Genomic DNA, 17,815 nt, shown 5'->3' on the forward strand with positions numbered 1-17,815 from the left:
GGATCCTCCTCGTCGAGCGTTACGGGGTGAGCGTCACATCCAGCGCCGGCTTGTCGCCCTGCTGCCAGGTGCCGGTCAGGCTGCCATCGGCCTGGAATTGGAGCTCGAAGCGGGCCGGCGGTTCGCCGCGCTCGTGGAGGGTGACGAAATCCTGCTGGAACTCGCCGCCCAGCTCGATCTGCGTGGCGTGCTTGTCATAGAAATAGCTGGCGGACAGGCTGTGATCGGCATAAGGCTGCTCGATCACCAGGGTGACCGGGTAACGCCCGAGGGTGCCGCGGTACACGCCTTGCGCCATGCTGTTGGTCGGCAACGCGCAATCGCTGCGCTTTTCCAGCAGCAGGCAGCGACCGTAGGGGCTCAGATCAGCGCTCAGGGCCTGATAGCCGAAGCTGTTGGCGAACTCGCCAAGGTCATCCAGCGCGCGGCTGGCATGGTTGGCGCAGGTCTCGGCGATCAGCGTCAGGCGGTCATTGCCCAGCTGCAAGCGGTCGTAGTCAAGGCTGGCATCGCGACGCGTGCTCAAGCACTGGGTGTACATGGCGCGCTGTCCTTGCAGCCACTGCTCCTCGTCGCCGAGGCTTTCGGGGTCGCCGGCCTTGGCTGGCGGCAACGCCGTCAGGAAGTCTTCCAGGCGTCTGACGCGTTGCTTCTGCAGCTCGCCCTGCACACGCAGCAGCCCCTCGGAACTGAACAACTGCGGCAAGCCGATGGGCCGCCCGCTGGCCAGGTCGAAGTTGTAGCTGCGTGAGCCCTGGCTGGTGTAGGCGCCGGTGTACTCGCCCTCGATGTTCAGGGACAGATAGCCTGGCCCCTGGCCGATGACCTGATAATCGAGGCTGTTCACACCCCAGATTTCCCCGTCTTTGGGCTGCACCTTCTCGAACGGTGATTTGGCGAAGCGACCCGGCAGTGCCTGCAGTTCACGCGTGTGCAGAAAGGTGTTGATGCGCGCGGTGGCCGGGCTGTCGCCGATCAGCAGCGGGAAGCGGTAAACCTCCCAATCACTGCGCTTGGCGGTGAGGTCGTCGATACGCACATCGGCCAGGGCGGGCAGGGCGATGGCAAGCAGGGGCAGCAGCAAGCGCACGAGAATGTCCTTACTCGGGTCACGGGAGGCGGGCAGTATCCGCCACGCCTACCCCGAACTCCAGACGAACGATCAGAGCAGCTTGCCTGGGTTCATCAGCCCGGCGGGATCCAGCGCCTGCTTGAGGGTGCGCATCAGTTCCAGTTCCAGCGGATCCTTGTAGTGACGCGCCGCATCGCGTTTGGCCTGGCCGAGGCCATGCTCGGCGCTGATGCTGCCGGCGAAGTCGCGGGTGACGTCGTAGATGACATGCATGATCGCCTCGGCCTCGGCCTTGAACGGCGCATCCTCGCTGCCGACCGGCTTGCTGATGTTGTAGTGCAGGTTGCCGTCGCCGACATGGCCGTACGCAACGATGCGCACGCCAGGAAAGGCCGCGTGCAATCGTTGGTCGGCCGCTTCGATAAACGCAGGGATGCTGCTGACCGGCACGCTGATGTCGTGCTTGAGGCTCGGCCCTTCGTGGTTCTGGGCCTCGGAAATGCCCTCGCGCATTTTCCACAGGGCAGCGACTTGCGTTTCGTTACCGGCCACCACGGCGTCCAGCGCCTCGCCCTGTTCGAATGCTTCGCCCAGGCCGTTTTCCAGCATTTCGCCCAGTGGTGCATCGACCAGCGTGTCGCTCAGCTCGATCAGCACGTACCAGGGGTGGGCCTCGGTGAAAGGGTCATTGCACCCGGCCACATGGCTGAGCACGAATTCCACGCTTTGCCGCGACATCAGCTCGAACCCGGTCAGGCGGTCGCCGCACAATGCGCGCATGCGGCCGATCAGCTCCACAGCCGCCTGCGGGCTGGGCAGTGCGACCCAGGCGGTGGTGCGGCTGCGCACCGCGGGGTAGAGCTTGAGCACGGCGGCGGTGATGATGCCCAGCGTGCCTTCGGAGCCGATGAACAGGTGCTTGAGGTCGTAGCCGGTGTTGTCCTTGCGCAGGCCGCGCAGGCCGTTCCAGATGCGTCCATCGGGCAGCACCACTTCAAGGCCCAGGGTCAGGTCGCGCATGTTGCCGTAGCGCAGCACGGCGGTGCCGCCAGCGTTGGTGGCCAGGTTGCCACCTATGGTGCAGCTGCCCTCGGCGCCCAGCGACAGCGGGAACAGCCGGCCCGCCTCGGCGGCCGCCTCTTGCAGACGCTGCAGGAGCACGCCCGCCTCGACGGTGATGGTCTCGTTGGCCGGGTCGACCTGGCGAATCTGCGTCATGCGCGTCAGCGACAGCACCACCTGGTTGCCCGAGTCGTCCGGAATCGAGCCGCCGCACAAACCGGTGTTGCCACCCTGCGGCACCAGGGCGACGCCAGCGGCGCTGCACAGTCGGACCACTGCCGCCACTTCCTCGGTGGACGCAGGACGAACGATCAGCGCCGCGTTGCCGCGATAAGCGTTGCGCCAGTCACTGAGGTAGCTCTGCATGCGCTCGGCATCCTGGATCAGGCCGGCCTGACCCACCACGTGCTCAAGTGCGTTGATCAGCGATTCAGTCACGTTGCTCATGGCATGCTCCTCCACAGGTTTCACGATGGTTGGGTAACGGCGCGCCAGTCATCCCGGCATTGCACTGGCCGGCTCATCGAGCACGATGCGCTGGATGCGTCCGACCACGAACAGGTAGCACAGCGCTGCCAGCAGGGCATTGAGGGCGACGTAGGCCAATGCCAGATCGAAGGTGCCGGTGCGGCTGACCAGGTAGCCGACCATGATCGGCGTGGTGATCGCGGCCAGGTTGCCAAAGGTGTTGAACAGCCCGCCCGAGAGCCCGACGATCTGCCGGGGCGAAGTGTCCGCCACCAGGGTCCAGCCGTGGGACCCGAAGCCTTTGCCAAAGAAGGCCAGGGCCATCAGCCCGACCACGGCGGCATCGGATTCGGCATAGATGCACAGCACCATGCTGGACGACAGCAGCAGGCCAAGCACGATGGGCAGCTTGCGCGCCAGTGTCAGCGAATAGCCGCGGCGCAGCAGGCCATCCGAACTAAGACCGCCCAGCAGGCTGCCGACGAAGCCGCTGATCGCCGGCAACGCGGCAGCGAAGCCGGCATCGAGAATGCTCATCCCCCGCGCCTGGATCAGGTACACCGGGAACCAGGTGAGAAAGAAATAGGTGATCGCGTTGTTGCAGTACTGCCCGATGTACACGCCGAGCAGCGTGCGCTGGCAGAGCAGCAGCCGCAGGTAGCGCCACTGCGACTGGCCGGCGCCGGGCGCGAGGGGCTCCAGATCGATCAGCCCGCCGCCCGTTTCGATGTGCGTGAACTCGGCTTCGCTGATGCTCGGGTGCGAGCGCGGGCTGTGGATGAATTTATGCCACGCCAGGCAGAACAGCAGGCCCAGTACCCCCAGTACCATGAACACCTGCTGCCAGCCGAGGGCATACACCACCCAGCCCATCAGCGGGGCGAAAAGTGCGGTGGCGGAATATTGGGCGGAGCCCGAGATAGCCATCGCCGTGGCCCGCTCACTGCTCGGAAACCACGCAGCGATGATTCGCGCGTTACCGGGAAAGCACGGCGCCGCCGCGAAACCCACTGCCAGGCGCAGCAGAAACAGCGTGGCGACCGCCCAGGACATTGGCAGCAACTCGATGAAGCCCTGCAGCAGTGTCAGCAGCGACCACAGCAACAGCGTGGTGCCATAAACGCGCTTGGCGCCAAATCGGTCGAACAGCCAGCCGCCGGGAATCTGCCCGATCACGTAGGCCCAGCCAAACGCCGAGAAGATGTACCCCAGGGTCACCGCATCGATGCCGAGGTCGGCCTGCATGGCAGCGCCGGCGATCGACAGGCTGGAGCGGTCGGCGAAGGTCACCGACGTGACCATGAACAGCATCAGCAGGATGCCGTAGCGCACGCGGCCGTGCTGGAAGGCAGCCATCCGCTCAGCAGGCCCGCATGGCGAGACGCGGCGCGCCATGCGGCATCGCGACCGAGTCAGGGGATGCAGCCAGCGTTGCGACGCTATTCACGAGGTGTGATCAATGTGCAGCGAACGGGACGGATCGAGCAGAGACCGGAGAGCCATGGGTGTATTCCTTATTATTTTGATGGCCGGCGAGCGGCAGCTGAGCTTCTCGCCCACCTAGACATACGTTATCGTACGACGATTAAAAATAATAGCCGCAGCAGGCTTCCAGCGCCTCTGGCATGAGGTTTTTGGGGTTCCCCGCCTCATCTCACCTCATATTTGAAACATGCTGATGTGGCCATTTGGTGCTCCCTCATTGACACCGTAAAGCCGGCTTGCTACTAATTCGCCAAGTCATACGACAACTTATGACATTCCAATAACAATAGAGGCTCAGGTCATGCTCATGATGTTGCCTGCCCGAAGACACCACGCGCCCGATTTCCGCGCCCGGGGTCTCAGCCCACAGCCTCGACCTCCGCTGTGCTCCACCTCTATTCATCCCTCATTTCGCCTTCGCCGCCTGCGCGCGGCATCCGCGCATCCGCAACCTTGGCCGCTTTGATCGCATCAGGCAGCCTTCATCCCAACCCGGAGCATTCCAATGAAAAAAACATTCCGCGCCTCTCTCCTCTCTGCCATGGTCGGCATGGGGGCTCTTAGCTCGCACACTGCCGTTTTTGCCGACGACGTCAAATGGCCAACCCGCCCGGTCCAGGTCGTGGTGATCGCCAACCCAGGCGGCGACACTGACTTCAACGCCCGCATGATGGCCAAGTATTTCAACGAGATCACCGGCAAGACCATGGTCGTGACCAACGTCGCGGGCGGCGGCGGCACCCTGGCTGCAGAGCAGGTCAAGGGCGCGGCGGCCGATGGCAACACCATCCTCTTCACCCACCCGGGCCAGATGATCGTCAACGAGGTCGCGGGCCTCTCTGACGACAGCTACGAAACGTTCGACATCTCCTGCATCGCGGGCGTGGACAAGAGCACCGTGTTCGTGGCGTCCAAGCAGTCCGGCATCACCAGCATGAAAGACCTGGTCGAGAAGTCCAAGGCTAACCCGGGCAGCGTCACCTATGGCACCGAGATGGGCAGCTTCTCGCACATCCAGGGCCTGATGCTGGAAAAACTCACCGGCACCAAGCTGAAGATGGTCGACGGCGGCACGGTATCCGACCGCGTGGTGGGCATGCTCGGCGGTCGTCTGGATCTGGGCGCCATCACCTACGGCTCGGTGCAGGACTACGTGAACGGCGGCCAGATGGTCGCGCTCGGTCAGCCCAACGCCGAACGCAACACCCTGCTGGGTGACGTGCCGACGCTCAAGGAGCAAGGCATGGAAATCACCATGGACAAGCCCTACGTGGTCGCCTTTCCGAAAGGCACCGACCCGGCCATCGTCAAGAAAATGGCCGACATCATGAAGCAGATCACCGAGAAGCCGGCCTACGCTGAAGACCTGAAGAAATTCAAGCAACCAGTCGCCTACTACGGCACCGAAGAGGCCAAACAGATTCTCGCCAAAACCCGCGAAGACTTCATGCAGTTCAAGGATCAGCTGCGCCAGGCCAAGTGAGTCATCACACGGTGCCGTCCCGATGAGCGGGCCGGCACCGTGTATTCGTCCTTCGAGGTTTCCCCATGAGCTCCACCGCAAAAAAGAAAGACCTGATCATCGGCATGGTCATGATCGGCGCCAGCCTCGCCTACCTGCTGATGGCCTACCAGTTGCCCGGGCATGGTGGCGTTGACGCCGGCACCGTTCCGGTATTGCTGTCCGGCCTGATGCTCCTGCTGGGCGCCGTACAGCTGATCACCACGCTGACGCAAAAACCGCAGCTCCCTGCCGCCGCAGCCAGCCACGAATCTACCGAGCTGCCGGAACTGCCCGCCGAGCAAGCCCAGAAGGACGTCGTCGAGCCAAGAACCGTGCTGCTGACCCTGGGCCTGATGCTGGGCTATGTCGCGCTGCTCGGCACCGTCGGCTTCCCGATCATGACGGTGATCTACCTGTACGTGCAGTTCCTGGTATTGACGCCGGTCAGCCAGAAACCCAAACACCTGACCTACCTGCTGATCTCGGTGATCAGCTCGGCTGTCATCTTCCTGCTGTTCCGCGAGGCCTTCGATCTGATGCTGCCCGCTGGCCTGCTGAACAATTTCATCTGAGGATCGACCATGCTCGAATTACTCCAGCAAGGCTTCGGTGCGGTCTTTTCACTGAACATCATGCTGTTGATGGCCATAGGTGTGGCGGTCGGTATCGTGTTCGGTGCAGTGCCAGGCCTGTCCGCCACCATGGCGGTGGCGCTGTGCCTGCCGCTGACCTTTACCATGGGCCCGCAAGCCGGCCTGTCATTGCTGGTAGCGCTGTTCATTGGCGCTACCTCGGGAGGGCTGATTTCAGCGATTCTGCTGAAGATCCCCGGAACCCCGTCATCCATCGCCACGGTATTCGATGGCGGCCCGCTGATGGAGCAGGGGCACGGCGCCAAGGCGCTGGGCATCGGCATCGTGTTCTCCTTTCTGGGTACGCTGTTCAGCATCGCCGCACTGATGTTCATCGCCCCACAGCTGGCCAAGGTGGCGTTGAGCTTCGGTCCGCATGAATACTTCGCCATCGCCATTTTCTCGCTGACCCTGATCGCCACCCTGTCCGCAGGCTCGATGGCCAAGGGGCTGTTCGCCGGCGCGCTGGGCTTTGCGGTATCCACCGTCGGCATCGCACCGGTGGAAGCCATCCGCCGCTTCACCTTCGGTGTCAGCGAGCTGAATGGCGGGTTCTCGATGCTCACGGTGATGATCGGCATGTTCGCCGTCGCCGAGATCATCAAGCTTGCCGAAACCGGCCGCCACGCGGTGCAGGGCAAGGCCAAATCGGTCAGCATGAAGAACATCAAGGGCTTCGGCTTCTCGCTCAAGGAGTTCCGCGAACAACTGCCCAACGCCACACGTTCCGGCCTGATCGGTCTGGGTATCGGCATTCTGCCCGGCATTGGCGCCGGCACCTCGAACCTGGTGGCGTACATCATCGCCAAGAAACGCGCTAAGGACGGCGATACCTATGGCAAGGGCAACATCGGCGGCGTGGTCGCCAGTGAAACCGCCAACAACGCCGGTATCGGTGGCGCCATGATGCCGCTGATGACCCTGGGCATTCCCGGCGACACCGTCACCGCGATCATGCTCGGCGGCTTCCTGATCCACGGCATCCAGCCCGGCCCGCTGCTGTTCATCAGCCAGGGCCCGCTGGTGTACACCATCTTCGCCGCCCTGATCGTGGCGACCTTCATGATGCTGTTCATGGAGTTCTATGGCCTGCGCCTGTTCGTCAAGCTGCTCGACGTGCCCAAGCACATTCTGTTGCCGATCATCCTGGTGCTCTGCGTGGTGGGTGCCTTCGGTCTGTCCAGCCGCCTGTTCGACGTCTGGTCGATCCTGCTGTTCGGTGTGCTCGGCTATGGCTTCGTCAAGGCGGGGATGCCTGCGGCGCCGTTCATCATCGGCTTTATCCTCGGGCCGATGGCAGAGACCAACCTGCGCCGCGGCCTGATGTTGTCGGACGGCAACTTCATGGACTTCTTCACCAACCCCATCGCTGGCAGCTTCCTGGGCATCGCTCTGGTGTTCATCCTGTGGCAGGTGTACAGCGCAATGCGTCCGAAACAGAGCGCGATCAACGAGATTCTGCGTACCTGATCGCGCCGCCGGTAAACAAAAACGCCGCTCCAGTTGGAGCGGCGTTTTTTTTACAGTGATCCCGTCAGTCGTCGCTCTTCTTCAACTTTGGATTGGGGAAGAATTGCACGGCCTTGACCTTGGGGTCCGCCGCCTTGGGCTTCAACGCGCTGACGTTGACGCGGGTCGGCAGCTCCTTGGCCACCGAGTTGCCGCGCTCGTCCAGGGTGTCGGCATAGCCGCACTGCACGCACTCACGGTGCGGCACGCCATCGACGTTCCACATCTTGATGCTGTCCATTTCGCTGCACGCCGGGCACACGGCACCGGCGATAAAGCGCTTGGGCGTAATCACCGGTTCGTCGCTCATGCCGCCTCCGCACTCAGGCCGAGATGGCGCAGCAGCGCGTCGATGCTCGGCTCGCGGCCGCGGAAGTCGACGAACAGCACCATCGGCGCCTGAGAACCGCCGCGCGCCAGGATCGCCTCGCGGAAGGCGCGACCGGTCTGCGGGTTGAGCACACCCTCTTCCTCGAACTTCGAGAAGGCATCGGCAGACAACACTTCGGCCCACTTGTAGCTGTAGTACCCGGCCGCATAACCGCCGGCGAAGATGTGCGCGAAGCTGTTGGGAAAGCGGTTGTAGGCTGGCGGACGCAGCACCGACACCTCGTCGCGGATGCCCTCGAGCACCTCCAGCACGCTGCGGCCGTCGCCATGGGTGGCATGCAGTTCGAAGTCGAACAGCGAGAACTCCAGCTGGCGCACCATCATCAGGCCGGACTGGAAGTTCTTGGCGGCGAGCATCTTGTCGAGCAGGTCCTGGGGCAGCGGCTCGCCGGTCTCAAAGTGGCCGGAGATCAGCGCCAGGCCCTCGGGCTCCCAGCACCAGTTTTCCATGAACTGGCTCGGCAGCTCGACGGCGTCCCAGGCCACGCCATTGATGCCGGACACGCCAACGTGCTCGACGCGGGTCAGCAGGTGGTGCAGGCCGTGGCCGAATTCGTGGAACAGGGTGGTGACTTCATCATGGGTCAGCAGCGCCGGCTTGCCGGCCGACGCCGGCGTGAAGTTGCACACCAGGTTGGCGACCGGGCTGACCAGCTCGCCGCTGGCGGCGCGGCGCTTGTCGCGGGCGCCGTCCATCCACGCACCGCCGCGCTTGTTGGCGCGGGCGTAGAGGTCGAAGAAGAAGCGGCCCACGTGCTGGCCGTTTTCCTCGATCTCGAACAGCCGCACATCCGGGTGCCAGGTGTCGAAACCGGACAATTCCCTGATCTGGATGCCATAGAGCTTCTCGACGATGGCGAACAGGCCGCCCAGCACCTTGTCGATCGGGAAGTAGGCACGCAGGATTTCCTGGGAAATGCTGTAGCGCTGCTCGCGCAGCTTCTCGCTGTAGTAGCCCACGTCCCAGCTTTGCAGGTCGTTGCAGCCCTGCTCGGCGGCGAAAGCGCGCAGCTCGGTCAGGTCCTGGTCGGCGAACGGCTTGCTGCGCACCGCCAGGTCACGCAGGAAGCTCAACACCTGCTCGGTGGACTCGGCCATCTTGCTGGCCAGGCTCATCTCGGAATAGTTGGCGAAGCCGAGCAGGCGGGCGAGTTCCTGACGCAACTCGAGAATTTCGCCCATCACCGGGCTGTTGTCGTGCTGCCCGGCATTCGGACCCTGGTCCGAGGCACGGGTGCAGTAGGCCGCGTACAGCTCTTCGCGCAGGGCGCGGTTGTCGGCGTAGGTCATTACCGCGTAATAGCTGGGGAATTCCAGGGTGATCAGCCAGCCCTGCAGGTCCTTGGCCTCGGCCGCCTGCTTCATCTGCGCCTTGGCGGATTCGGTGATGCCGGCCAGCAGGGTTTCGTCCTCGACGTGCTTGCTCCACGCCTGGGTGGCGTCCAGCAACTGGTTGGAGAAGCGGCTGCCCAGCTCGGACAGCTTCATCTGGATTTCGCCGTAGCGCTTCTGCTGCTCGGGCGGCAGGTCGATACCGGACAAGCGGAAATCCCGCAATGCCTGCTCGAGAATGGTCTTTTGCGCCACGTCGAAACCGGCTGCTTCCGGGCTGGCGGCCAGCGCCTCGTAGGCCTGGAACAGGGCGCGGTTCTGGCCCATTTCCGTCCAGTATTCCGACAGCTTGGGCAGACAGGCCTCATAGGCGGCGCGCAGCTCGGGGTTGTTGCGCACGGCGTTGAGGTGGCTGACCGGGCTCCAGGCGCGGCCCAGCTTGGCGCCCTGCTCGTCGAGCGCATCGATCAACGTTCCCCAGCGCGGCGTGTCGCCCTGGCTGGCCAACACATCGGCGACCACCGTGCGGCTCTGGGCGAGGATGGCATCCACCGCCGGCTCTACGTGCTTGGGCAGGATGGTCGAATAGGGCGGCAGGTCGAAATCTTGCAACAGGGGATTGTTCGCACTCACGTCGGGTACCTGTGGTGGAATGAATTAGAAAGACTGACAACTGATATGGCGGTCATCTTAATTACAATCAACCCCCGACGCAGCTTAAGAGGTTCTATCGTGGCGATTCGTACTTACCAATCCATCACCCCGCAGCTTGGCGACCGGGTATTCGTCGACGCCTCGGCGGTGGTCATCGGCGACGTGGAAATCGGCGAGGACAGTTCGGTGTGGCCGCTGACCGTGGTCCGCGGCGACATGCACCGCATCCGTATCGGCAAACGCACCAGCGTGCAGGACGGCAGCGTGCTGCACATCACCCATGCCGGACCGTTCAACCCCGACGGTTTTCCGCTGATCATCGGCAACGAGGTGACCATCGGCCACAAGGTGATGCTGCATGGCTGCACCCTGGGCAGCCGCATTCTCGTCGGCATGGGCAGCACGGTCATGGACGGCGCCGTGGTCGAGGACGAGGTGATCATCGGCGCTGGCAGCCTGGTGCCGCCCGGCAAGGTGCTGGAAAGCGGTTACCTGTACGTTGGCAGCCCGGTGAAGCAGGCACGACCGCTGACCGACAAGGAGCGCAACTTCTTCAGCTACACCGCCGGCAACTACGTGAAGCTCAAGGATCAGCACATTGCCGAAGGCTACGGCCAATGAGACGCCGGCTGGCACTTGCGCTACTGGCTGCCGCGTGCGCGCCGGCCTGGGCAGACGATGTGCGCTGCCTGCGATCGACCGGCGCCAGCAAACCGATCCGCTTGAGCCTGACCCTGTTCACCACGGAGCAAGGCGAGTGGAGCCGCGCCGGCACGGTGCTGTATGCCGGCCAGGCAGACAGCCTGCCGATCGTGTTCAAAAGCAGCGAGGTGGTCGACGAGGTCGAGGGTCGCCCGTGGGAATACCTCAGCACCTGGCTGGAAGTGCTCACAGACGAGGAGCGTATAGGCGGTCGCTACAGCTTTCACCATCAGGGCGCCGTGGTGTTCGACTTTCAGTACATGAACCAGCGCACCGGCAAGACCTTCCACTTCGAGGAAAACCCGGCGGTACTGGATGAGTACAACACCTGCACATGGCCTGAATAGATCGAATGGCACGCCCGCCGCCCAACCTCAGGCAACAGCACGCCGCCACCCGGCAGGCGGGCGTGCAAGGACGAGCAGAAGGGAGTAACCTTCATTTGACGTTTATTTCAATTCAAATGAAGGAGGCAGCATGACCGTTAGTGCAATGCGTCAGGCCAGGCAGGGCAAGGACGACCACTCGTCCGTGGTCGCCGCCTTCTGGGATTTCAGTGCCGGGCGGGAACAGCTCAGTGAAGCCGAGCGCCTGCAGCAGATCCGTGACGGTTTCGCCGCCGAGCTGGTGCAGGCGCTCAAGGCGACCTTCACCCTGCCTGAGCGCAGCCTGGAAATTCTCCTCAATGCCTCGATCTCGACCCTCGAACGCCGCCGCCGCGAGCGCAAGGTACTCGATCCGGTCGCCTCGGAGCGCCTGGACCGCATCGCCATGGTCTGCCAATTGGCCGAAGAGGTGTTCGAAAGTCGCCAGGCGGCCGCCGACTGGATGTCGCGCGCCAATCGCTCGCTCGGCGGGCAGGCGCCCGTGATGCTCTGCGAGACGGAAATCGGCGCCAAGCAGGTACGCCGGGTGCTCAATGCTCTCGACTGGGGTGGCGTTGCCTGATGCGCGCCTGGCGTGTTGCCAAGGCCAAGCGCGCGACCGATCTGTCCGGGCGCGGCGCCGCCATCGAAGGCGGGCGCTGGAACGAGCAGGACATGGTCGCCGTGTACATGGGCCTGAGCCCCGGCATCTGCTGCCTGGAAACCTTCGTGCACGCCGAAGGCCCACCGGCGATGCCGATGAAGATCACCTGCTTCGAACTGCCGGACGACCCCGAGCTTTACTGGGAGCCAGACGCGCGCGCGTTGCCAACAGGCTGGAATACCCTGCCGGTGGATCGCCCGAGCATGGATTTTGGCAGCGCCTGGCTGCGCGCGGTCAGCCACCTCGGGCTGATCGTGCCATCCGCGGTGCTGCCCCTGGAGCGCAACCTGGTGGTCAACCCGCTGCACCCGGCCGCGAGCCGCATCCGCGTCGTCGACACCTACGATTTCACCTACGACCCACGCATGTTCAAGGCGTGACCCAGCCACAGGAAGCCACGTGAATATCCGCCCCATTACCGCCAATGACTTCGATCAGGTCTGGCCGATCATCCGCGATGTCGTCCAGGGCCAGGAAACCTACGCCTATGACCCGGCCATGGACCGTGAAACAGCCTGGAAAACCTGGGTCGAACTGCCCCGCGCTACTTTCGTGGCCGAAGAAGACGGGCAGATCCTCGGCACCTACTACATCAAGGCCAACGCCGCAGGGCCCGGCGACCACGTGTGCAACTGCGGCTACATGACCTCGCCCGCGGCGCGTGGCAAGGGCGTGGCGGGCGCGCTGTGCCAGCACTCGCTGCAGACCGCCCGCGAACTGGGCTTTCAGGCCATGCAGTTCAACTCCGTGGTGGCCAGCAACACGGTGGCCGTGGCGCTCTGGCAAAAGCACGGTTTCACCATCGTCGGCACCCTGCCGAAGGCCTATCGCCACCGCACCCTCGGCCTGGTGGATTGCCATGTGATGTACCGCTGGCTGAATGACAATGATCTTTAGCCGAAAGATTGCCTGCGATGGCCACAAAGTGGCGAGAGCAGCCGTAGGGTGGATGACGCTCTTTTCATCCACCATCGCGATCGCAGAGCGGTGGACGGATGGGGCCGCGTAGGTGAGGCGTCGCCCACCCTACGACTGTGGGAGCGGGCCGTGCCTGCGAATAATCACGGGCATGGCCCGTTCCCACAATGAATCACCGAACGGCTGTTTTTGCCTTGCTGCCGTCTATTCGTCGGTAGCCCCTGAGAGCTTGATTGCAGGCTACGACCTGAAACGCGCCAGCGAGAACGCTGACAGGTCGACGGCGCCGGGTTCGTTGCAATGGTGCATGGCCAAGGCTTCGCCGATACCGGCGGAATGCTTGAAGCCGTGCCCCGAGCAGGCTGACACCAGGGTCACGTTGGCCATCCGTGGATGGGCATCGATGATGAAGTTGAAGTCCGGCGTGAGGGTATAGGTGCACACCTTGGACTTCAGCACCCGCCGGGACACCCCCAGCAGGCGACCGGCCACATGGGTGTCGTACAGGGCGTCGGCATCCGCCTGGCTGACGCTGCGGTCGACGGCATCGGGGTCGCAGCCCTCGAGGTACTGCTCGGTGGCGATCTTGATGGCGTTCTCGCCCGGCAACGGCGGAAAGCCATAACAACTGTCGGTGTCCGCCGCGCCATGCAGCAGAATGTACACCGGCGAGCCGGCGGCGAAGCGCTCGGGTTCGTCCAGTTCGAACCACACCAGTTGCTGGCGACAGACCTTGAGCAGGCCGTCGACAGACGGCCCCGACAGCTTGCCCGTCCACATGCCCGCACAGACGATGGCCTTGTCGGCGGTCAGCGTGCCGTTCTCCGTGCGCACACGGATGCCCTCGCCGTGCGGCTCGACGGCGCTGACCGGTGTGTTCATCCGTATGCTGGCGCCCAGCTGCTCGGCCAGTTTCAGCTGCACCGCGATGGCCCGCTCGGGCCGCACGTACCCGGCGCCCGGCTCGTAATAGGCGGTGGCATCGTCGCCAAACCCGCCGAACTGCGGGAAACGCGCGCGAATACCCTGGGCATCCAGCAGGCTATGCTCGATGCCGAAACGCTCGGCCAGCACCGCCGTTTCGCCGCCGAAATCCGCCGTGCCGTGGCCCCGGGTCGGCACCGGGCTGCTGCTGAGCATCAGCATGCCGCAGGCCTCGAACAGCGCCTCGCCACTCTGCCCTTCCAGCTCACGCCAGATGCGTTGGGAGTTGAGCGCCAGCGGCACATAGGCCGCGCCCTCGCCCACCGCCTGGCGGGTGATGCGTGTATCGCCATGGCTGGAGCCCTGGTCGTGAGGCGGGGCGTAACGGTCCAGGCCGGCCACGCGCACACCGCGCCTGGCCAGTTGATACAGGGAGGCGGCGCCCATGGCGCCCAGGCCGATCACGATGACGTCGTAGTGCATGGGATTGTCTACTGCTCGAAAGGCTGGGTTTCTTCGCGGAAGGCGTCGAGGAAGCTCGCCATCCGCGCGTGTCGCTGCTGGGCCAGGCGCGCGCCAGCCGCTGTCTGAAAGCCAGACGCCAGGCCCAGCAACTTGGTCTGGAAATGGTCCAGGGCGAAACGCTGGTCATCCAGCGGGCGCTGCCGGGCATCGATGTCCTCGGCGTCGTACAGCGCGCTGCCCATGCGCCCGGAAACATGGAAACAGCGCGCCACGCCGATCAAGCCAATGGCATCGAGGCGGTCGGCATCCTGCAGGATGCGCGCCTCCAGGCTGGTCGGCGTGATGGCGGCGGAAAAGCTGTGGGCCTCGATGGAATGGCAGGTGGCGGCGATGCGCTCGGCCGGCCAACCGAGACTGGCGAGCAACTCGCCGGCACGAGCAGCGGACAGACGCGAGGCGCTGGCGCGCAACGGCGAATCCTTTTCCACCGCCACGCAGTCATGCAGCAGCACAGCGGCGAGCAGCAGCTCGAGGTCGCCGCCCTCCTCGCGCTGCAGCCGCCGAACGTTGCTCCACACGCGCAGCAGGTGTGACAGGTCGTGGGCACCATCGTCCTCTGCCGGCGCGCAGTGAGAGAGCAATTTGCCGGCAAGCTCGGCGAAAGGGGCAAAACGGTCGAACGTCATCGAACAGGCGCCATGTGCGAAATCCGCACCTTAGAGCCAGGCGCCCGCGCTCGCAAGCAGGGGCACCAGGTATGGCGCGGTGCCATTACTGGACAACGCCATGCTGCATACGCCACCTTTGGCAGCTTCACCGAGCAGCCTGGCAGCAGGCCACGCCCCGGCACGCCGGGGATTTCAGCAGACGAGCCCGCTTGAGCGCAGTTTCCGAACGGCGTCTCAGCAGGTAACCGCGTTCCCGGTTATCTTCGGCACAGGATGGCATCGCAGGGATACGCACATGGCAATCACACAACAGTCGCGCATGGCCAAGGTCAGCAGCCCGCTCGGCGACAACGCGCTGGTGATGGAGCGCCTGGCCGGCAGCGAATCCCTGGGCCGCCTGTTCCATTACGAGCTGAGCCTGGCATCGGAGAATTCCTCGCTGAAGCTCAACGGCCTGCTCGGCAAGCCCATGGGCCTGGCCGTACAACTGGCCGACGGCAGCGACCGCTACTTCCACGGCATCGTCGCGCGTTGCAGCCAGACCGCCCACCGTGGCCAGTTCGCCAGTTACCAGGTGACCCTCAAGCCCTGGCTGTGGCTGCTGTCACGAACCTCCGACTGCCGGATTTTCCAGAGCAAGACGGTGCCGGACATCATCAAACAAGTGTTCCGCGACCTCGGCTTTTCCGACTTCGAAGACGCCCTGACCCGCTCCTACCGCGAGTGGGACTATTGCGTGCAGTACCGTGAAACCAGCTTCGACTTCGTCAGCCGGCTGATGGAACAGGAAGGCATCTACTACTACTTCCGCCACGAGCAGGAACGCCACGTGCTGGTACTCTGCGACGCCTACGGTGCGCACAGCACGGCACCTGGTTATGCACGCGTGCCGTTCTACCCGCTCGACGACCAGATGCGCGAGCGCGACCACATTCATGACTGGCACCTGGCGCACGAGGTGCAGCCCGGCTCCCTGGCGCTCAACGACTACGACTTCCAGCGGCCCAGCGCGCGCCTCGAAGTGCGCTCCAGCATCGCCCGCGAGCACAGCAATGCCGACTACCCGTTGTATGACTACCCGGGCGAATACGTGCAGAGCAAGGACGGTGAGCAGTACGCGCGCAATCGCATCGAGGCCATCCAGGCGCAGCACGAGCAGATTCGCCTCAAGGGCAACGCCCGTGGCCTGGGCAGCGGCCACCTGTTCAGCCTCACCGACTACCCGCGCGACGACCAGAACCGCGAGTACCTGATCGTCGACAGCGAATACACCATCACCCAGGACCTGTACGAGAGCGGCCGCGGCAGCGAAAGCTTCCAGTTCGACAGCAGCCTGACCTGCATCGACGCCAGCCAGGTGTTCCGCCCGTTGCCGCTGACCGTGCAGCCGATCGTCCAGGGCCCGCAGACCGCCATGGTGGTCGGCCCCAAGGGCGAGGAAATCTGGACCGATCAGTTCGGCCGGGTGAAGGTGCATTTCTACTGGGATCGCCACGACCAGTCCAACGAAAACAGCTCCTGCTGGATCCGCGTGTCGCAGAACTGGGCCGGCAAGAACTGGGGCTCGATCCAGATCCCGCGCATCGGCCAGGAAGTCATCGTCAGCTTTCTGGAAGGCGACCCCGACCGGCCGATCATCACCGGCCGCGTCTACAACGCCGAACAGACCGTGCCCTACGACCTGCCCGCCAATGCCACCCAGAGCGGCACCAAGAGCCGTTCGAGCAAGGGCGGTACGCCGGCCAACTTCAATGAAATCCGCATGGAAGACAAGAAAGGCGAAGAGCAGCTGTTCATCCATGCCGAGAAGAACCAGGACATCGAGGTCGAGAACGACGAGACCCACTGGGTCGGCCACGACCGCAGCAAGACCATCGACAACGACGAGACGGTGCACGTCAAACACGACCGCACCGAAACGGTGGACAACAACGAGACCATCACCATCGGCGTCGACCGTAGCGAAAAGGTCGGCAACAACGAAACCATCACCATTGGCGTGAACCGCAGCGAGAAGGTCGGCAGCAACGAGACCATCGCCATCGGCGCCAATCGCAGTGAAACGGTGGGCAGCAACGAGACCATCAGCATCGGCGCCAACCGCACCGAAAGCGTCGGCAGCAACGAGACCATCAGCATCGGTGCCAACCGTACCGAGAGCGTTGGCAACAGCGAGCGCACCACCATCGGTGCCGACCGCACCGCGCTGATTACCGCCAACGAGTACGTGCTCATCGGAGCGGACCTGGCGACCATGGCCGGCGGCAACGAATCGCACTATGTACGCGGCGAGCGCAATAGCCGTGTCCTCAAGGATGACAATCTGCATGTCGGCAAGAATTTCGTGCTCAAGGCTGGTGACTCGATCACCCTGCAGACCGGCGCCGCCAGCATCGTCATGAAGAAGGACGGCACCATCGTCATTCGTGGCAAGAACATCAGCATCGACGGCTCCGGGGCGATCAACGTCAAGGCCGCCAAGAACATCGTGATGAAAGGCCAGAAAATCCTGCAGAACTAGGCAGCGATCACCGCCAGGAGCTCCCCATGACTGTCCAGCACCACACTCCCGCCGCCACTCGCCTGGACGGCGTGGTCATCGGCGTACTGCTCGATGTGCCGCAGGCCTGCAGCCCGGTGGTGGCGTTCCCCGGCTGCCCGTCGGAAACCGGTATCGCTGCGACCACCACCGCCGCGCTCAGCCGCGAGGACATCGGTGCCCAGGTGGCACTGATGTTCGTCGGCGGCGAGCCGTCCCAGCCGCTGGTGATCGGCCGCATCCAGCGCCTGCCGCAGGCACCGGTGACCACGCCAGCGGCCGTGGCACATATCGACGGCGAACGCCTGGAGTTCAGCGCCGAGCGCGAGATCGTGCTGCGCTGCGGCAAGGCCAGCATCACCCTGACCCGCGAGGGCAAGGTGCTGATCAAGGGCGCCTACCTGTCGAGCCGCTCCAGCGGCGTGAACCGCATCAAGGGCGGTTCGGTGCAGATCAACTAAG

Annotated in this window: 17 protein-coding genes; 10 read left to right on the plus strand and 7 right to left on the minus strand. The window is 64.0% G+C overall.

The window, feature by feature from the left end; genetic code table 11:
• Positions 1-19: 19 nt before the first annotated feature.
• The 3 genes from ACZ0AV_RS13525 to ACZ0AV_RS13535 form a co-directional block, all read right to left on the minus strand.
• On the minus strand, positions 20-1,090 hold the full coding sequence (locus ACZ0AV_RS13525; protein WP_499151502.1) for a hypothetical protein: 1,071 nt from the start codon (positions 1,088-1,090) through the stop codon (positions 20-22).
• A 72-nt stretch (positions 1,091-1,162) separates the two neighbouring features.
• On the minus strand, positions 1,163-2,581 hold the full coding sequence (locus tag ACZ0AV_RS13530) for an FAD-binding oxidoreductase (protein WP_499151503.1): 1,419 nt from the start codon (positions 2,579-2,581) through the stop codon (positions 1,163-1,165).
• A gap of 48 nt (positions 2,582-2,629) precedes the next feature.
• Positions 2,630-3,958: an MFS transporter gene (locus tag ACZ0AV_RS13535; RefSeq protein ID WP_499151504.1), complete on the minus strand. Its 1,329-nt coding sequence runs from the start codon at positions 3,956-3,958 to the stop codon at positions 2,630-2,632.
• 634 nt (positions 3,959-4,592) lie between these two features.
• On the opposite strand from ACZ0AV_RS13535, the gene ACZ0AV_RS13540 reads away from it, so the two are divergent.
• The 3 genes from ACZ0AV_RS13540 to ACZ0AV_RS13550 all read left to right on the plus strand — a co-directional run bounded on the left by ACZ0AV_RS13540 (position 4,593) and on the right by ACZ0AV_RS13550 (position 7,693).
• Complete coding sequence (locus ACZ0AV_RS13540; RefSeq protein WP_499151505.1) at positions 4,593-5,570, plus strand: tripartite tricarboxylate transporter substrate binding protein; 978 nt, start codon at positions 4,593-4,595, stop codon at positions 5,568-5,570.
• A 65-nt stretch (positions 5,571-5,635) separates the two neighbouring features.
• A complete protein-coding gene (locus ACZ0AV_RS13545) occupies positions 5,636-6,163 on the plus strand; it encodes a tripartite tricarboxylate transporter TctB family protein (RefSeq protein WP_499151506.1) in 528 nt (175 codons plus the stop codon).
• A gap of 9 nt (positions 6,164-6,172) precedes the next feature.
• Positions 6,173-7,693, plus strand: a complete 1,521-nt coding sequence (locus tag ACZ0AV_RS13550) for a tripartite tricarboxylate transporter permease (protein WP_499151507.1) — start codon at positions 6,173-6,175, stop codon at positions 7,691-7,693.
• Between the two features lie 64 nt (positions 7,694-7,757).
• Here ACZ0AV_RS13550 and ACZ0AV_RS13555 read toward each other — a convergent pair whose 3' ends face one another.
• Both ACZ0AV_RS13555 and prlC read right to left on the minus strand, forming a co-directional pair.
• Positions 7,758-8,042: a YheV family putative zinc ribbon protein gene (locus tag ACZ0AV_RS13555; RefSeq protein WP_499151508.1), complete on the minus strand. Its 285-nt coding sequence runs from the start codon at positions 8,040-8,042 to the stop codon at positions 7,758-7,760.
• Positions 8,039-10,087 (minus strand): oligopeptidase A, encoded by a 2,049-nt coding sequence (gene prlC, locus ACZ0AV_RS13560; protein WP_499151509.1) that lies wholly within the window; start codon positions 10,085-10,087, stop codon positions 8,039-8,041. Before prlC ends, ACZ0AV_RS13555 begins: the two co-directional genes overlap by 4 nt.
• A gap of 99 nt (positions 10,088-10,186) precedes the next feature.
• Here prlC and ACZ0AV_RS13565 point away from each other — a divergent pair, with 99 nt between their 5' ends.
• The 5 genes from ACZ0AV_RS13565 to ACZ0AV_RS13585 all read left to right on the plus strand — a co-directional run bounded on the left by ACZ0AV_RS13565 (position 10,187) and on the right by ACZ0AV_RS13585 (position 12,736).
• On the plus strand, positions 10,187-10,729 hold the full coding sequence (locus ACZ0AV_RS13565) for a gamma carbonic anhydrase family protein (RefSeq protein ID WP_499151510.1): 543 nt from the start codon (positions 10,187-10,189) through the stop codon (positions 10,727-10,729).
• Positions 10,726-11,157, plus strand: coding sequence for a hypothetical protein (locus ACZ0AV_RS13570; RefSeq protein WP_499151511.1), 432 nt, complete (start codon positions 10,726-10,728; stop codon positions 11,155-11,157). Before ACZ0AV_RS13565 ends, ACZ0AV_RS13570 begins: the two co-directional genes overlap by 4 nt.
• Positions 11,158-11,287: 130 nt before the next feature.
• Complete coding sequence (locus tag ACZ0AV_RS13575; protein ID WP_499151512.1) at positions 11,288-11,758, plus strand: Xre family toxin-antitoxin system antitoxin; 471 nt, start codon at positions 11,288-11,290, stop codon at positions 11,756-11,758.
• Positions 11,758-12,219, plus strand: a complete 462-nt coding sequence (locus tag ACZ0AV_RS13580) for an RES family NAD+ phosphorylase (protein ID WP_499151513.1) — start codon at positions 11,758-11,760, stop codon at positions 12,217-12,219. Before ACZ0AV_RS13575 ends, ACZ0AV_RS13580 begins: the two co-directional genes overlap by 1 nt.
• Before the next feature lie 19 nt (positions 12,220-12,238).
• Complete coding sequence (locus tag ACZ0AV_RS13585; RefSeq protein WP_499151514.1) at positions 12,239-12,736, plus strand: GNAT family N-acetyltransferase; 498 nt, start codon at positions 12,239-12,241, stop codon at positions 12,734-12,736.
• A gap of 261 nt (positions 12,737-12,997) precedes the next feature.
• Here the strand turns inward: ACZ0AV_RS13585 and solA are convergent, their stop codons facing one another.
• Both solA and ACZ0AV_RS13595 read right to left on the minus strand, forming a co-directional pair.
• Positions 12,998-14,164 (minus strand): N-methyl-L-tryptophan oxidase, encoded by a 1,167-nt coding sequence (solA, locus tag ACZ0AV_RS13590; RefSeq protein WP_499151515.1) that lies wholly within the window; start codon positions 14,162-14,164, stop codon positions 12,998-13,000.
• A gap of 8 nt (positions 14,165-14,172) precedes the next feature.
• The gene (locus tag ACZ0AV_RS13595; RefSeq protein WP_499151516.1) at positions 14,173-14,832 is read right to left on the minus strand and encodes an HD domain-containing protein; all 660 of its coding nucleotides are present in this window, start codon (positions 14,830-14,832) and stop codon (positions 14,173-14,175) included.
• A gap of 277 nt (positions 14,833-15,109) precedes the next feature.
• Between ACZ0AV_RS13595 and ACZ0AV_RS13600 the strand changes: the two genes are divergently transcribed.
• Positions 15,110-17,335 (plus strand): type VI secretion system Vgr family protein, encoded by a 2,226-nt coding sequence (locus tag ACZ0AV_RS13600; protein WP_499151517.1) that lies wholly within the window; start codon positions 15,110-15,112, stop codon positions 17,333-17,335.
• Positions 17,336-17,361: 26 nt separating this feature from the next.
• A complete protein-coding gene (locus tag ACZ0AV_RS13605; protein WP_499151518.1) occupies positions 17,362-17,814 on the plus strand; it encodes a DUF6484 domain-containing protein in 453 nt (150 codons plus the stop codon).
• The last annotated feature ends 1 nt before the right edge of the window (position 17,815 follow it).

Source organism: Pseudomonas sp. AC532 (genome assembly GCF_979258965.1).

Bases quoted from the DNA above. Each gene is read 5' to 3' on its own strand.
- ACZ0AV_RS13530 (WP_499151503.1), bottom strand. From the start codon at position 2,581: ATGAGCAACGTGACTGAATCGCTGATCAACGCACTTGAGCACGTGGTG.
- ACZ0AV_RS13535 (WP_499151504.1), bottom strand. From the start codon at position 3,958: ATGGCTGCCTTCCAGCACGGCCGCGTGCGCTACGGCATCCTGCTGATG.
- ACZ0AV_RS13540 (WP_499151505.1), top strand. From the start codon at position 4,593: ATGAAAAAAACATTCCGCGCCTCTCTCCTCTCTGCCATGGTCGGCATG.
- ACZ0AV_RS13545 (WP_499151506.1), top strand. From the start codon at position 5,636: ATGAGCTCCACCGCAAAAAAGAAAGACCTGATCATCGGCATGGTCATG.
- ACZ0AV_RS13550 (WP_499151507.1), top strand. From the start codon at position 6,173: ATGCTCGAATTACTCCAGCAAGGCTTCGGTGCGGTCTTTTCACTGAAC.
- ACZ0AV_RS13555 (WP_499151508.1), bottom strand. From the start codon at position 8,042: ATGAGCGACGAACCGGTGATTACGCCCAAGCGCTTTATCGCCGGTGCC.
- ACZ0AV_RS13570 (WP_499151511.1), top strand. From the start codon at position 10,726: ATGAGACGCCGGCTGGCACTTGCGCTACTGGCTGCCGCGTGCGCGCCG.
- ACZ0AV_RS13575 (WP_499151512.1), top strand. From the start codon at position 11,288: ATGACCGTTAGTGCAATGCGTCAGGCCAGGCAGGGCAAGGACGACCAC.
- ACZ0AV_RS13580 (WP_499151513.1), top strand. From the start codon at position 11,758: ATGCGCGCCTGGCGTGTTGCCAAGGCCAAGCGCGCGACCGATCTGTCC.
- solA (WP_499151515.1), bottom strand. From the start codon at position 14,164: ATGCACTACGACGTCATCGTGATCGGCCTGGGCGCCATGGGCGCCGCC.
- ACZ0AV_RS13595 (WP_499151516.1), bottom strand. From the start codon at position 14,832: ATGACGTTCGACCGTTTTGCCCCTTTCGCCGAGCTTGCCGGCAAATTG.
- ACZ0AV_RS13600 (WP_499151517.1), top strand. From the start codon at position 15,110: ATGGCAATCACACAACAGTCGCGCATGGCCAAGGTCAGCAGCCCGCTC.
- ACZ0AV_RS13605 (WP_499151518.1), top strand. From the start codon at position 17,362: ATGACTGTCCAGCACCACACTCCCGCCGCCACTCGCCTGGACGGCGTG.